At 66.9% G+C, this 14888-nt stretch carries 13 protein-coding genes; 11 read left to right on the top strand and 2 right to left on the bottom strand.

Going from position 1 to position 14888, the window contains the following annotated elements:
* Positions 1–17 precede the first annotated feature (17 nt).
* The 10 genes from KBZ13_RS06590 (at position 18) to KBZ13_RS06545 (ending at position 10301) form a co-directional block, all read left to right on the top strand.
* Positions 18–917, top strand: a complete 900-nt coding sequence (locus tag KBZ13_RS06590; protein ID WP_255007601.1) for an HlyD family efflux transporter periplasmic adaptor subunit — start codon at positions 18–20, stop codon at positions 915–917.
* Positions 918–973: 56 nt separating this feature from the next.
* Positions 974–2101: an ABC transporter permease DevC gene (gene devC / locus KBZ13_RS06585; RefSeq protein ID WP_255007599.1), complete on the top strand. Its 1128-nt coding sequence runs from the start codon at positions 974–976 to the stop codon at positions 2099–2101.
* Between the two features lie 3 nt (positions 2102–2104).
* Entirely contained in the window at positions 2105–2803 is a 699-nt protein-coding gene (locus tag KBZ13_RS06580; protein ID WP_255007597.1) for a DevA family ABC transporter ATP-binding protein, read from the top strand.
* A gap of 39 nt (positions 2804–2842) precedes the next feature.
* Positions 2843–2998 carry a hypothetical protein gene (locus KBZ13_RS06575; protein WP_011293689.1) on the top strand — a complete coding sequence of 52 codons (156 nt, stop codon included), beginning with the start codon at positions 2843–2845 and terminating at the stop codon, positions 2996–2998.
* Between the two features lie 78 nt (positions 2999–3076).
* Complete coding sequence (locus KBZ13_RS06570; RefSeq protein WP_255007595.1) at positions 3077–4009, top strand: glycosyltransferase family 2 protein; 933 nt, start codon at positions 3077–3079, stop codon at positions 4007–4009.
* 132 nt (positions 4010–4141) lie between these two features.
* A complete protein-coding gene (gene rpsB / locus KBZ13_RS06565) occupies positions 4142–4858 on the top strand; it encodes a 30S ribosomal protein S2 (protein WP_255007594.1) in 717 nt (238 codons plus the stop codon).
* An 80-nt stretch (positions 4859–4938) separates the two neighbouring features.
* Positions 4939–5601, top strand: coding sequence for a translation elongation factor Ts (gene tsf, locus KBZ13_RS06560; protein ID WP_255007592.1), 663 nt, complete (start codon positions 4939–4941; stop codon positions 5599–5601).
* Between the two features lie 113 nt (positions 5602–5714).
* Positions 5715–7040 carry a hypothetical protein gene (locus KBZ13_RS06555; RefSeq protein ID WP_255007590.1) on the top strand — a complete coding sequence of 442 codons (1326 nt, stop codon included), beginning with the start codon at positions 5715–5717 and terminating at the stop codon, positions 7038–7040.
* Positions 6998–9532, top strand: coding sequence for an ATP-dependent DNA helicase RecG (recG, locus tag KBZ13_RS06550; protein ID WP_409995619.1), 2535 nt, complete (start codon positions 6998–7000; stop codon positions 9530–9532). The genes KBZ13_RS06555 and recG overlap by 43 nt, the downstream gene beginning before the upstream one ends.
* A gap of 43 nt (positions 9533–9575) precedes the next feature.
* A complete protein-coding gene (locus KBZ13_RS06545) occupies positions 9576–10301 on the top strand; it encodes a M15 family metallopeptidase (RefSeq protein WP_255007588.1) in 726 nt (241 codons plus the stop codon).
* Here KBZ13_RS06545 and KBZ13_RS06540 read toward each other — a convergent pair.
* Positions 10274–10840 (bottom strand): hypothetical protein, encoded by a 567-nt coding sequence (locus tag KBZ13_RS06540; protein WP_255007586.1) that lies wholly within the window; start codon positions 10838–10840, stop codon positions 10274–10276. The two genes, KBZ13_RS06545 and KBZ13_RS06540, sit on opposite strands and share 28 nt — an antisense overlap.
* On the bottom strand, positions 10837–12600 hold the full coding sequence (gene sir / locus KBZ13_RS06535; RefSeq protein ID WP_255007584.1) for a sulfite reductase, ferredoxin dependent: 1764 nt from the start codon (positions 12598–12600) through the stop codon (positions 10837–10839). The genes KBZ13_RS06540 and sir overlap by 4 nt, the downstream gene beginning before the upstream one ends.
* Positions 12601–12689: 89 nt before the next feature.
* Here sir and glyS point away from each other — a divergent pair, with 89 nt between their 5' ends.
* Positions 12690–14867 carry a glycine--tRNA ligase subunit beta gene (gene glyS / locus KBZ13_RS06530; protein ID WP_255007582.1) on the top strand — a complete coding sequence of 726 codons (2178 nt, stop codon included), beginning with the start codon at positions 12690–12692 and terminating at the stop codon, positions 14865–14867.
* Positions 14868–14888: the final 21 nt, after the last annotated feature.

The raw sequence follows: 14888 nt of genomic DNA, 5'->3' as shown, positions 1-14888 counted from the left end.
CCCGAAGCCGCTGGTTGATGGCCGGAGGCCTGGCCCTGCTGGCCGTTCTGGCCTTCAGCCTTTGGCGCTCCCAGCAGAAGCCGGTCGCTGCCAAGGTCGCGACCCCCGCCCAGCAGCGATCCGCTGCCCTTGCCCGCCAGGCACGGGAATCGGTCTCGGCCCTCGGCCGGCTGGAGCCCGCCGGCGATGTGCGCAAGCTTGCGGCCCCGATGACCGGCTTCGGTGGCAGCCCTCGGATCAGCGAACTGCTGGTGGATGAAGGCGAAGCGGTTCAGGCGGGCCAGTTGCTCGCCCGCTTCGACAACGGCCCCACCCTGCAGGCCGATCGTCTGGTGCTGCGCACGCGCATAGCCAGCTTGAACGCCCGCTACGCCGTCCTGCAGCGGGAAACCCAGCGCTACCGCCAGCTGGCCCGAGGTGGTGCCACCTCCACCGACGACCTGGAGGCCCGCGAGCTCAAACTGATCGAGCTCAAGGGTCAGCTCGATGAGGCCAAGGCCGGCCTGGCCAAGGTCGATGTCGATCTGATCAACACGGTGCTGCGGGCACCGATTGACGGCACCGTGCTGCGGCTGCGGGCCCGGGTGGGGGAGCGACCCGGGGACAACGGCATCCTCGAACTGGGAGCCAGTGAGCGGATGGAGGTGGTGGCGGAGGTCTACGAAAGCGACATCGACCGGGTGCGCCTGGGCCAGAGCGTGCGCATCACCAGCGAGAACGGTGGCTTCGATGGCGCTCTGCTCGGCAAGGTGTTGCGAATCAGCCCCCAGGTCCGCCAACGGGTGGTGGTCTCCACCGACCCCACCGGTGATGCTGACGCCCGGGTGGTCGAAGTCCGCATTCAGCTGGATCCGTCCGACATGGCCAAGGTGCGCAGCCTGGCCGGTCTCAAGACCATCAGCCGCTTCGAGCCGTGAATCCGTTCCCATGGATCACAGGGTTATGGCAAAGCCGCGGGATTCCGTTGTCGTGGATGCTGCTGACCCGCCAACCCGTGCGTCTGGCGGTGGCCCTGGCGGGGATCAGTTTCGCGGGCATCTTGATGTTCATGCAGCTGGGCTTCCGCGACGCCCTGTTTGATTCGAGCATCACCGTCCACAAGATCTTCAATGCCGACCTGGTGTTGATGAGTCCGCGCACCAAAAGCTCAATCTCGATGGCGGGCTTCCCCAAGCGGCGCCTGGTGCAGACCCTGGCGGACCCTGAAGTGGAAGGCATCTCGCCGGTGCATTGGATGCAGCTGCTCTGGCGCAACCCCAAGACCAAGGACACCCGAGGAATCCTGGCGATTGGCATTGAACCGGGCGATCCGGTCTTCGTTGACGAGGCGTTGAATCGCAAGTCCCATCTCCTCACCCAGAAGGGCCGGGTGATCTTCGATGACCTTTCCCGGGAGGAATTCGGCCCAGTGGCAGCCTGGTTCAACGAAGGCCGCTCCGTGGAGAGCGAAGTGGCAGGCAACCGGGTGCGGGTCGCTGAACTGATGTCCGTGGGTCCATCCTTCGGCGCCGACGGCAACGTTTTGACCAGCAATGAGACCTTTCTCAGCCTGATGCCCTCCACACCGGCGGGCAGCATCGAATTGGGGTTGGTTCGACTGACCCAAGGTGCGGATATCGAGCAGGTTAAGAAGCGCCTGCGTCAACGACTCCCCAAGGACGTGACGATCTATACGAAAGATGGCTTCATGCAGATGGAAATGGACTACTGGCGCAGCAGCACCGCCATCGGTTTCATCTTCACCCTCGGAGCGGGCATGGGCTTCGTGGTGGGCTGCGTGATCGTCTATCAGATCCTCTATTCCGATGTGAGCGACCACCTGCCCGAGTACGCCACCTTGATGGCCATGGGCTACAGCCTGCTGAGCCTGCTGGGGGTGGTGGCCCAGGAGGGCCTGCTGCTGGCGGTGCTGGGCTATCTGCCCGCCTACGGCGCCGGCCAGGTGCTCTATGGCGTGATCCAGAACGCCACGAAATTACCGGTGGCCATGGCGAACGATCGGGCTCTGATCGTGTTCTCGATGATTCTTTTGATGTGCATGGCCTCCGCCGCCCTGGCCATGCGCCGCCTGGGCGATGCCGATCCCGCGGAGATCTTCTGAGCCATGGTTGCCGCCATCGATGTCAAAGGGTTGAGCCATTGGTTTGGCGAGGGGGTGAACCAGCGTCAGGTGCTGCAGTCGATTGATCTGCGCATCGAAGCCGGTGAGGTGGTGCTGCTCACAGGCCCCTCCGGCTGCGGCAAGACAACGCTGCTGACCCTGGTGGGGGCCCTCAGGCAGGTGCAGGCGGGCCAGGTGCGCGTGTTCGATCAGGAGCTCAACGGTTCCAGTCGCTCCCAGCGCCAGCTGCTTCGGCGCCACATCGGCATGATCTTCCAGGGACACAACCTGCTGCGCTCGCTCACCGCCGAGCAGAACGTGCAGATGGGCTCCGATCTCTTGCCGGGTCTGAGCTATCGCGCCCGCCGCGACCAGGCCCGGGAATGGTTGCGGGCCGTGGGCCTGGGGGATCACCTGGGCAAACTGCCCCACGATCTCTCCGGTGGGCAGAAGCAGCGGGTGGCGATCGCCCGGGCCCTGGCGACCCACCCCCAGTTGCTGCTGGCCGATGAGCCCACCGCCGCACTCGATAAACAGACGGGCCGCGAGGTGGTGGAACTTCTGCGTCGGCTGGCCCGGGAGCAGAGCTGCGCCGTGCTGATGGTCACCCATGACCCGCGCATCCTTGATGTGGCGGATCGGCTGGTGCAGATGGAGGATGGCCGGCTCACGCTCTCCTCCATGGCCCTTCAGGCCGGTTGAGTAGGCTGAGAGTTCTTCTCCTTCCCATTCAGGCGTCGCATGTCCAAGCGCAGGAACCTCAAGAAAGAAAAGCAGGAGCGCAACCGCGCCTACGCGCGCAAGTTCAAGAAGCGCAAGCTGCGCAACGACGGCCGTGGTGAAGGCGCCGGCAACGGTGTCACGGGAACGGCCAACAACGGTGGCGCCGCCGATTGAGCCTCGGCCTCACGTCAACCATCCAATGGCTGGGGATCCGCAGGGGTCCCCTTTTTTTGACCGCTACGGTCCGCCGCCATGCACATCAGCGTCGTCATTCCCACCTACAACCGCAGGCCGATCCTTGAAAAGTGCCTGCGGGCCCTCGAGCAGCAGCGCCTGAAGGCTCCAATCGAGAGCTACGAGGTGGTGCTGGTCGACGACGGCTCCACCGACGACACGATCGACTGGCTAGAGCGGCAGGCGGCGGCCTTCCCCCACGTGCGCCTGATCCGGCAGGACCATGGCGGTCCGGCGGAGGGGCGCAACCGCGGCGTTGCCCATGCCAGGGGCGATGTGATCGTCTTCATCGACAGCGATCTGGTGGTCACAGCGGATTTCCTGCTGGCCCACGCCGGCGCCCTGAGCAAGGCCTGGGAGCGTCAGGGGAACCGCCTCTGCTTCACCTACGGCGCGGTGATCAACACCAGCAATTTCGAGAACCCCACCGCCGAACCCCACAAGCTCAGCGATCTCTCCTGGGCCTACTTCGCCACCGGCAACGTGGCCATCGACCGGACTTTGCTGGAGAGCACCGGCCTGTTCGATCTGGGCTTCCGGCTCTACGGCTGGGAAGACCTGGAATTGGGGGAGCGGCTCAGACGCCAGGGGGTGCAACTGGTGCGCTGCCCGGAGGCCGTTGGGTACCACTGGCACCCGGCCCTGCGGCTTGAGCAGGTGGGCGACCTGATTAGGGTGGAACGGGAGCGGGCCAAGATGGGCCTGGTCTTCTACCGCAAGCACCCCACCCGCCGGGTGCGCTTCATCATCCAGTTCACCTGGCTGCACAGGTTGCTCTGGGAGATCCTGACCCTGGGGGGCCTGATCAATGAGCGCAGCCTGCGTCCCCTGTTGGGCTGGTTGATCCGCCATGGCCATAACGCCCTGGCCATGGAGTTGCTGCGGCTGCCCCTCAACCGCCTTGGCGTGAGGGCCCTGTTTCAGGAAGCCCGGGCCGAGGGCCTGCGCTGAGGGCCTGCGCTGCGGGCGGTTTGATAGGTTGAGGGGTACCCATACATTCCGCACACCTGCGTGTTTCGGGTGATCGGGGCCCTTGGCCCGACGATCCCTGGCAGGTGGAGGCGAACCCGAAACCCCCCAACCATGGCTGTTGTCACACTCGCTGAAATGATGGAGGCGGGTGCCCACTTCGGGCACCAAACGCGCCGCTGGAACCCCAAGATGTCGCGCTACATCTATTGCGCGCGCAACGGAGTTCACATCATCGACCTCGTGCAGACCGCCGTCTGCATGAACAACGCCTACAAATGGACCCGCAGCGCGGCCCGTTCCGGCAAGCGTTTCCTGTTTGTCGGCACAAAGAAGCAAGCCTCTGAGGTGATCGCCCAGGAGGCCACCCGCTGCGGTGCCTCCTACGTGAACCAGCGTTGGCTGGGCGGCATGCTCACCAACTGGAGCACGATGCGCGCCCGCATCGACCGCCTCAAGGACCTCGAGCGCATGGAGTCCTCCGGCGCGATCGCCCTGAGGCCCAAGAAGGAAGCGGCCGTGCTGCGCCGCGAGCTCGAACGCCTCCAGAAGTACCTGGGCGGCCTCAAGAACATGCGCCGTCTGCCCGATGTGGTGGTGCTGGTGGACCAACGGCGTGAAACCAACGCTGTGCTCGAGGCCCGCAAGCTCGACATCCCCTTGGTGTCGATGCTCGACACCAACTGCGACCCCGATCTGGCCGACGTGCCCATCCCCTGCAACGACGACGCCGTGCGTTCGGTGCAACTGGTGCTCGGGCGCCTGGCGGACGCGATCAACGAGGGTCGCCATGGTGCCCAGGACCAACGTGGCGACGACGACGAAGGCTGAACCCGGCCGAATCAACGGCTTCGGCCCCCGCAGAGGCAGGGGGCCGATTCCCACCCAATAAATCTCCCAAACCCCTACCCATGGCTGAGATCTCAGCGAAACTTGTCAAGGAACTGCGCGACAAGACCGGCGCAGGGATGATGGATTGCAAGAAGGCGCTGACCGAGAGCGGCGGCGACACCACCAAGGCCACCGAGTGGCTGCGGCAGAAGGGCATCGCCACCGCCGAGAAGAAGTCCGGCCGCACGGCCGCCGAGGGTGCCGTCGGCAGTTACATCCACACCGGTGCCCGCGTCGGGGTGCTGGTCGAGGTCAACTGCGAAACCGACTTCGTCGCCAGGGGCGAGCTGTTCCAGGAACTGGTGCGCAACGTCGCGATGCAGATCGCCGCCTGCCCCAATGTGGAGTACGTCAGCACCGACCAGATTCCCGCCGAGGTGGCGGAGCGGGAGAAGGCGATCGAGCTGGGCCGCGATGACCTGGCTGGCAAGAAGGAAGAGATGAAGCTCAAGATCGTCGAGGGACGGATCGGCAAGCGCCTCAAGGAGCTGGCCCTGCTCGATCAACCGTTCATCCGCGACAGCGCCGTCACCGTGGGCGAGATGGTGAAGCAGGCCGCCGGCAAAACCGGCGAGAACATTCAGGTGCGCCGCTTCACCCGCTACACCCTCGGAGAGGGCATCGAAGTGGCCTCCACGGATTTCGTCTCCGAAGTCGCGGCCCTGAGCGGAAAGGCCGCCTGAACGTCACCAGTCAGCCACTGAACGAGGCCCAGCGTCAGCTGGGTCTGATCCAGGAGCGGGTCGAGAGGCTCCGCCCAGAGCTCTATCGCCAGTGGGCCCTCTACCTCCAGGTGTTGCGCAAGGGCCTGCTGCATCAGGTGCAGCAGGCCTGTTTCCATCTGGCCACCCAGGTGCATCCTGAGCGTTACGCCCAGATCAGCGCCGCTGAACGCTCGGAGCTACACCGGCGTCTGGGGCAGCTGGTCCAACGTTGCGGCTCCCTGCTCACGATCGAGCAGCTCTGCGTGCTCGGCCAGCAGATGCAGCAGGAGCACCGTCGCCAGCGCCAGGAGCGGCAGGACTCGATCCTGGCGGCGCTGCAGGCCACGGATGGAACGGCCGGCGAGGAATTGCCGGAGGGATCGGTGCAACTGGGTATGGACCTGCCCCTCTCGGCGGAGTTGTTCAGCGAGGGATTGGCCGGATTGGCGGGCTTGGGGCGTTCCGCGCCATTCACCACGGGCCTGGAGGGACTCTTCCCCCCCGGGGCGATGGCGGGGGACAGGGCGCCTGAGCAAGAACTCGAGGCGGACGGGGAGGATGACGAGCTGAGCGACGAGCAGGAAACGTTCGACGATCACGCAGTCTTCGGCAGCGCTGATGGCAACAGCGAGCACGTCGATCAGCAGCGTTTCGAGCTCGAAGACTCCCCAGCTGGCGGCGTTGATGGTGAAGCTGGCGAAGCTGATGAATCCGAAGAAGACGAGCTGGACGAGGGCGCCTGGGACCCTGGCACCAGGTTCTGGAGCGCCCACGCTGCAACGGATCGATCGGGCGCACGCCCCAGGGGCTCCGATCGCAACCCCGAGCTGAAGCTGCTGCAGTCAATGTTCAGCCTCGCGGCGGAAACCATGGGCCGCCCGCCCCAGGAGGAGCGTTCCGGGCTCGATCGCCCTGGCGATGGGGCGTCGAGTCGCCCTGGGGATCAACTCGCTGATCATCCGCTGCTGCCCACCGATCCGATGCAGCTTCTGGGCTGGTGGCTGGCCCTCGACCTGGCCCTGCAACGGAGGCTGCGCAACCTCTCCCACGGCCTGAATGTGGATTTGCTGCGCCTGAGGCTCACCCGAAGCCTGATGCCGGTGAACCTGCTGGAGGCGGTGCTGCAGGGTCAGATCGATCCCCAGCCCGCCCCCGCCAACCTGCTGCGGCTGCAACTGCCCTTCGCCTCCACCGTCGGGGGGATGCAAATGGAGACCCTGGGGCTGCTGCTGCGCTGCGGTGATCTGGAATTCGCCCTCCCGCCCTTGCGCACCTGTCGCAAGCGCCTCGAGCAGCAACGCCAGGAGTTGCGCAAAATGGCCCAGCAGCACCGCCATTGGCAGCGGCGGCTGCAGGCCCTCGAAGCCGAACAGCAGTGGTTGCAGGACGACAACCAGGTGAATCCCCCCCAGCCCTGAGCGGTCCAACCGCTGAGCAGGAGGCCTGGTTCCTTGCGCTGCAACGCTCCCTGGAGCTGGAGGCGGAGCGGGGCTTCGCCGATCTCACCGGTCGCCGGGAACGGTTCAGCGACTTTCTGGCCCGCAGCTGCCAACAACCGCCGGGGGGGTTCCCCGCCGGTGCCCAGGACAATCTCATGGCCCTGGCGGAGGGGTTTGGCGCTTACGCCAACCTGCCCCTGGGCCGCCGCCAGAACCTGGTGCGCCAGTGCCGTGAGCGCCTGCACCAGCTTCGCCAGGCCCTGCACCCACCCCAGACGATCGGACCGCCCAGGCTGCGCCTTCGCCCTGAAGCCTCCAGTCCAGGGTCCAGCGGCGCTGAGCCTGCCGCCAGTGGTGCAACGATCGCTGCTGACACCCCGTTGGCGGAGATCAAGGGCATCGGCCCACGCACAGCCACCCGTCTGGCGGCCCTGGGATTGTTGGTGGCCCGCGACCTGGTGCGCTACTACCCCCGCGACTACCTCGACTATTCCAACCTGCTGCGCATCGGTGACCTCGTGGCGGGTCAGACCGCCACGGTGGTGGCGACGGTGCGTCGCTGCCATGTCTTCAACAGCCCCCGCAATCCCAACCTCTCGATCCAGGAGCTTCAGCTCCAGGACATCACCGGCAGGCTCAAGGTGTCGCGCTTCTTTGCCGGCCGGCGCTTCAGCGCTCTGGGCTGGCTCAAAAGCCAGGAGCGGCAGTTTCCGCCGGGTGCTCTGGTGGCGGTCAGCGGATTGGTCAAGGAAGGCCCCTACGGCCTGAGCCTGCAGGATCCCCTGATCGAAGTGCTCGAGAGCGCCAAGGCACCCGTGCGTTCGGAGCGCATCGGCCGCCTGTTGCCGGTCTACGGGCTCACCGAGGGTTTAGGAGCAGACCGGCTGCGCCAGGCGATCCAGTCGCTGTTACCGGCCGTGAAGAGCTGGGGGGATCCGGTGCCCAGGGGGCTGCTCCAACAAGAGGGGCTCATGGATCTGCCTGCGGCCCTCCTCCAGATCCACGGGCCCAGCGACGCCGAGCAGCTGAGCGCCAGCCGTCGACGCCTGGTGTTTGATGAATTTCTGCTGTTGCAGCTCGGCCTGCTCCGCCGCCGCCAGGAGCTCACCAGCCGCCCGGCCCCACCCCTGGTCCTGCCGGCCGGCGAGGGCGGTCTGGTGCGCCGGTACCTGGACCTGCTGCCCTTTGCCCTGACGGGGGCCCAGCGGCGGGTGCTGGCGGAAATCCGCGCCGATCTTTCGCGGCCCCAGCCCATGGCTCGTCTGGTCCAGGGGGATGTGGGCAGCGGCAAGACCGTTGTGGCGGTCGCCGCGCTGCTGACCGCCGTGGAGGCCGGTCACCAGGGGGCTCTGATGGCACCGACGGAAGTGCTGGCGGAGCAGCATTACAACAAGCTCTGCGAGTGGATGCCCCAGCTGCACGTGACCGTGGCGCTGCTCACCGGATCCACCCCCCAGCCCCGTCGGCGGGCCCTGTTGCAAGACCTGGAGAACGGCAGCCTGCGCCTGCTGGTGGGAACCCACGCCCTGCTGGAGGATCCCGTTCGCTTCGATCAGCTGGCTCTGGTGGTGGTCGATGAGCAGCATCGCTTCGGCGTGCGCCAGCGCAACCGCCTGCTGGCCAAGGGCCTGCAACCCCATCTGCTGACCATGACTGCCACACCGATTCCCCGCACCCTGGCGCTCTCGATTCACGGGGATCTGGATGTAAGCCAGATCGATGAATTGCCCCCCGGCCGCACGCCGATCCAAACCCGTCTGCTGCGGCCCGGGGGTCGCAGCGAAGCCTACGAACTGATCCGCGCACAGGTGCGCTCAGGCCAACGGGCCTACGTCGTGCTGCCGCTCGTGGAGGAATCGGAAAAACTCGACCTGCTCTCGGCCATCGAGGTCCATGCCCAGCTGCAGGAGCAGGTGTTCCCCGAGTTGCGGGTGGGTCTGCTCCATGGGCGTCTGAGCAGCGCCGACAAGCAGGCGGCGATCGGAGCCTTCGCGCGCGGCGAAACCGATGTACTGGTCTCCACCACGGTGGTGGAAGTGGGGGTGGATGTGCCGGAGGCCAGCGTGATGGTGATTGACCATGCCGAGCGCTTCGGCCTCTCTCAGCTGCACCAGCTGCGCGGTCGAGTGGGGCGGGGGGCGGCGGCCTCCCACTGCCTGCTGATCGACGACAGCAGCAACGCTGGCGCCCGCCAGCGCCTGGAGGTGTTGGTGCGCAGTGGCGATGGCTTTGAGATCGCCGAGATGGATCTGCGCCTGCGGGGCCCCGGCCAGGTGCTGGGCACGCGCCAGTCGGGGCTGCCGGATCTGGCCCTGGCCAGCCTGTGCGATGACGGAGCGGTGCTTGAGCAGGCCCGCGAGGCCGCCCGGCGCCTGCTGGCGGAGGACCCAACCCTGGAGCGCCATCCCGCCCTGGCCCAGGCCCTGGCCGAGCAGCGCCAGCGCAGCAGCGAAGCCGCCCAGCTCAATTAGGGCGGCAAGGCCGCTTCAATGGGCCCAGTCGTGCACCGTTGTCATGGCGCCACCTAGGCCCTGGAGCGCCATTCCGATCCAGGAGCGGCAGGATCCGCTGCAGGAGATCCCGGCGGTGCTGCTGCGGATCGAACCCCATCCCTACCAGGTCCTGGGGGCCCCCTACGGTCCTGGAGCCTCCCCGTTTCGACTTCGCCGGGCGGTGGTGAACAGGCTGGTGCAGGCTCAGTCGACTCTTGAAGCCCTCGCCCCGGGGCTGCGCCTGGCGATCTTCGATGGCTGGCGTCCGGTGGCCGTGCAGGCCTTCATGGTCGATCACGCCGTGGCCAGCACCTGCCAAGAGCGGGGAGTCGATACCGGCCAGCCCACCCCGGCACGCTTGGCGATCGAGCTGGAGGTGGCCCGCTTCTGGGCGCCGCCAAGCCTTGATCCCGCCACGCCGCCACCCCACAGCACCGGCGCCGCAGTGGACCTCACCCTGGCCGATGCCCAGGGGCTGCCGTTGAATCTGGGCTCCCCCATCGACGCCATCGGGGCCGTATCGGAACCTGACCACTTCGCTGAGGCCGCCGCTTCGAACCCTGAAGCTGAGGCCGCCCTCTGGCACGGCCGGCGTCAGTTGCTCCTTGAGGTGATGGTCTCAGCGGGCTTTCGCCGTCACCCGAACGAGTGGTGGCATTTCAGCCATGGCGATCAGCTCTGGGCGTGGCTCTCGGGGGCCGATGCCGCCTGCTACGGCCGCTACCTGGGCGAGGAGGGATCATCCTGAGCCTTCGGCTCGATCGGGGAGATCCGAGCTGGGTTCCGTTCGATCGGCGACATATCGAAGGCGGACGGTTTGGGGCTCGAGCCAGGGCCCGATCTGGGTGTCGTGGTGGCTGGTTTGACCGCTGCTGGCGTGACCGCCATTGGCTTGGGCGCTGTTGGTCTGGAGGCTGACGGCACGAGCGGTGCCGGCTGGGGGGTTGCCAGCACAGGTGAATCAGACGGCAGGGGAGCCGCTGCTGGCACCGTCAAGCCCATGGTTTCCCTCAGGCGCTCCACCTGATCAGCTTTGAGCAGGCCCTTCTCCAGGCAGACCTTGAGGCTGCGGGCCGTGATCTGGCGCTGCAGTGCGCTCAACTGCTCCAGTACCGCGGGCGGTTGATCGGCGTAGGCACCCAGCCCCTGGCGGTAGCCCGCCAGCAACTGCTCTGGCTTGCAGGCCTGTTGATCCGGCTGGTAATACCTGGTGGGGGATTGTGGCTGCGGGGGCATCGGCCGCTGGGCCAGCAGGGCCGCCGCTGCCAGCGCCAGCAGCGCACTCATGGACGCGCCGGCAAGGAGGCGGCATCCCCCTGGTTGAGCAGCTTCCAGACCTCATCGTTGCCCAGCCGGGTCACGAAGTCTCCGAAGCTTGTGCCCAGGCCCGTGGACTGCCAAGCGAGGAACAGGGGCTCGAGGATCGGTTCGAGCACCACCAGGGGCATCCTGAAAATGTATGGCTCGGCCAATCTGGTGAGTCCAGGACTTCCCCCCAGCCAGAGCTGGTAATCCCCGTCAGCGGTACCCACCAAGCCGATCTCCGCCATGTAGGGCCTGGCGCAGCCGTTCGGGCAGCCCGTGACACGCACGAGCACGGAACGATCGATCCCAAGGCGTTTCAGCTGGCGGTCCAGACGATCAAGCACATTCGGCAAGATCCGCTCGGCTTCCGTCACCGCCAGCCCGCAATTGGGCAGGGCCGGGCAAGCGAGGGCATGGCGTGCCAGGGGCGGCGGCGCCTCTGGGCGGGCAAAGCCAAGCGCCTCGAGGGCGGTGCGCACGCTGCTGCGCTGGCTGCTGGCGATGTTGCAGAGAAGCAGATCCTGGTTGGGTGTCAGCCGCACATCCAGTTGGTAGGTGGCGATCAGATCACGCAGGCCGCGCTTGAGCTCGCCCTGCAGGCGGCCGCTGAGCACGGGCAGGCCCACGAACCAGAGGCCGTTGCCCTGGCGGTGCCAGCCCAGGTAGTCCACGAGCTTGCGTTTCGGCTCAGCCTTCAGCGGCAGCAGGGTGGAGCTGAAGTAGCGCCCCAGCTCGAGGCGGAACCAGTCGATGCCGCGGTCGTGGATCAGGTACTTCATGCGGGCATGTCGGCGCTGCTCCCGATCACCGTGGTCCCGTTGCAGGGCCACGATCGACTGCAACAGAGGCAGCACATCGGCGGCGGCCACATAACCGAGCGGATCGGCGATTCGGGCGAAGGTTTCCTCCTTGTTGTGGGTACGGCCCATGCCGCCACCGACATAGACGTTGCAACCCTTGAGACGCCCCTTGGTGTCGCTGAAGGCCACCAGTCCGATGTCCTGGGTGAGCAGGTCGACGGAGTTGTCGCCTGGAACGGTGACGGCGATCTTGAACTTGCGCGGCAGGTAGGTGTCGCCGTAGATGGGTTCGGCCCCATCGCCGCTGAACACGGGTCCTTGAGCCGGGCTCGTGCGCAGCTTGCGAATCCCAGCAGTGGGCTTGATGCGGTGGCTGAGCTCACCGTCGAGCCAGATGTCGAGGTAGGCCCCCTCGGCCGCCTGGGGCAAGAGGAGGTCGTTGATGCGCTCAGCCAACTGGCGGGCGGCCGGATAACCACCGCCCTCGAACGGAGCGGCCGGGGCCATCACATTGCGGTTGATGTCACCGCAGGTGGCCAGGGTGGAGCCCATGTGGCGCAGGATGGTGGCGATCACCTCCTTGAGGTCACCCTTGGCGATGCCATGCATCTGAAAGGTCTGACGGGTGGTGGCCCGCAAGGTGCCGTTGCCGAGCCGGTCAGAGAGTTCATCGATGGCCAGATAGAGCGGCACAGGGATGCGGCCACCGGGGCTGCGCAGCCGCAGCATCATCTGCCAGTCCTTTTCCTTGCCCTTCTGGCGGTTGTCGCGGTTGTCCTGCTGATAACTGCCGTGGAACTTGAGGATCTGAACGGCCGGCTCGGTGAAATGCTGACTCGTGTTGGTCAGTTCGCTCGCCATCGGTTCGCGCAGGTGTCCGCTTTCCGCCTTGAGGCGTTCGAACTTGCTCGGAGCCTTGGTCGGCTCAGAGGTGACGGTCACGGCAACTCACCCGAAGGCGTCGACCGTAGCGAATGGACGGTGCCAGCAACGTTGTTCAATACAGTCGTGGGCTGCTGAGACCTGCTTTCGTGGCCACCTTCCTGCTGGAAATCGGCACCGAGGAACTTCCGGCGGATTTTGTTCGTCTCGCCTTGCCCCAGCTGGAGGCGGCTGTTCGCCGCGACCTGAACGAACTGCGGCTCGCCCATGGGAGCCTGCGCAGCCTGGGCACACCCCGGCGACTGGCGGTGCAGGTGGAGGGGTTGCCGGCGGGCCAGGAGGATCTGCTGGAGGAACGCAAGGGACCACCGCTGGCCCAGGCGATCGTCAATGGCGAGCCCACTCAGGCGGCCATCGGCTTCGCTCGCCGCTGCGGCATCGAAACCTCCGAGCTGGAGATTCGCGAGACCCCCAAAGGTGCCTTCGTGTTCGCCCGCCAGCGCTCGATCGGACTCCCCAGCGCTGAGTTGCTGGTGGAGCGCATCCCCAGCTGGATCACGGATCTGCAGGGGCGCCGCTTCATGCGCTGGGGCGAAGGGGAGATCCGCTTCAGCCGCCCGGTGCGCTGGCTGGTGGCCCTGCTCGATGCGACCTTGCTCGAATTCCAGCTCGAGGGCAGTGATCCTCCGCTCAGGAGCACCCGCCACAGCCGTGGCCATCGGCTGCTGGCCGAGAGCGTTCCCCTGGAGCACGCCGAGTCCTACGCCAGCTCGCTGGCGGCGGCGGGGGTGCAGGTGGATCGGCTCGAACGTGCGCGCTGGATCCGTCAGGCGCTGGAGCAGGCCGCCGAGGAGCGTGGCGCCCGCCTTGACCTGCCCAGCGAACTGTTCGATGAGCTGGTCGATCTGGTGGAGTCCCCCAGACTGATTGAGGGCAGCATCGCCGAGCGCTACCTGGCCCTGCCGCCGGAGGTGCTCTCCACGGTGATGCGTCTGCACCAGCGCTACGTGCCCCTGATCCATGCCGAGGCGCCCAGCGATCCCCTGGCCCTCAGCGCCGAGGGGCGGCTGCTGCCGAGCTTTCTCTGCATCGGCAATGGCCTGGAATCAGCCGCCAGCACCGTGAGGCGCGGCAACGAGCGGGTGCTCAAGGCCCGGCTCGCCGATGCCGAATTCTTCCTGCGCTCCGACCGCAGCTTGAGCAGTGAGCGCCGCCTGGATGAACTCGATCGGGTGACCTTCGCCGAAGGCCTGGGCAGCCTGCTCGATCGCTCCCGGCGCCTGGAGTGGCTCACGGAGCTGTTGCTCGAAGCCCTGCCCCTGGAGGGCGACGTCTGCGCCCATGCACGGCGGGCGGCCCAGCTGTGCAAGCACGATCTGGTCAGCCAGCTGGTGGGTGAATTCCCCGAATTGCAGGGGGTGATCGGCGCCAAGTTGCTGCTCGCCGAAGGGGAGCCGCGGGAGGTGGCCCTGGCGGTGCTGGAGCATTACCTGCCACGGGGTGCCGGCGATGACCTGCCGAGCTCGGCCGCTGGGGCGGTGGTGGCCATGGCCGAGCGCCTGGAGCTGCTGCTGAGCATCTACGCCAAGGGGGAGCGGCCCACGGGTTCCTCCGATCCCTATGCCCTGCGACGTGCCGGCAACGGGCTGCTGCAGATTCTTTGGGAGCGAGGCTGGGCTTTGGATCTGGGTGCCATGCTCCGTCGCGCCTGCGCCCACTGGCACGACCTCTTCCCGGCCTTTGCTGTGGAGGCGGGGGCCCTCAGCGGCGAGCTGAGCCGATTCCTGCGTCAGCGGCTCCTGAGCCTGCTGGAGGAGCAGGGCTTCGCCCCCGATCTGGTGCAGGCGGTGGCGGGGGAGACCGTGCCGCTGAATCGGCTCCTCACCAACCCGAGCGATGCCCTCGGCCGCGTCCGCCTGCTGGCGGAACTGCGGCTGGAGGGACGGCTGGCGGCGGTGCAGGCCGTGGTGCAGCGGGCCTCGCGGCTGGCGGAGAAGGCCAGCCTGGCCAGCGATGTGCTCAGCCCCGAGGGTGTGGTGGATCCCGCCCTGTTCGAATCCGTCAGCGAGCAGGGCGTGCTGGATGTGCTGGTGGGACTTCAGCCCACGGCCGCCCCTTCGGGCCGCGCCATGGGCAGCGACCGCTACCGGCAGCTGGCGGCTAATCTGGCCGATGGGGCGGCGGCCCTGGCGGCCTTCTTCGATGGCGACACCAGCGTGATGGTGATGAGCGACGATCCCGCCGTGCGCACCAACCGCCTGAACCTGTTGGCGGTGCTGCGCAACCAGGCCTCCGTGCTCGCGGACTTCAGCCGTCTGGCGGGCTGAACCTGGCCCGTCTGGGTCGTT

Source organism: Cyanobium sp. ATX 6F1 (assembly GCF_024346315.1).
Classification (GTDB): Bacteria; Cyanobacteriota; Cyanobacteriia; order PCC-6307; family Cyanobiaceae; genus ATX-6F1.
This window is presented reverse-complemented; position numbering and strand designations above follow the sequence as displayed.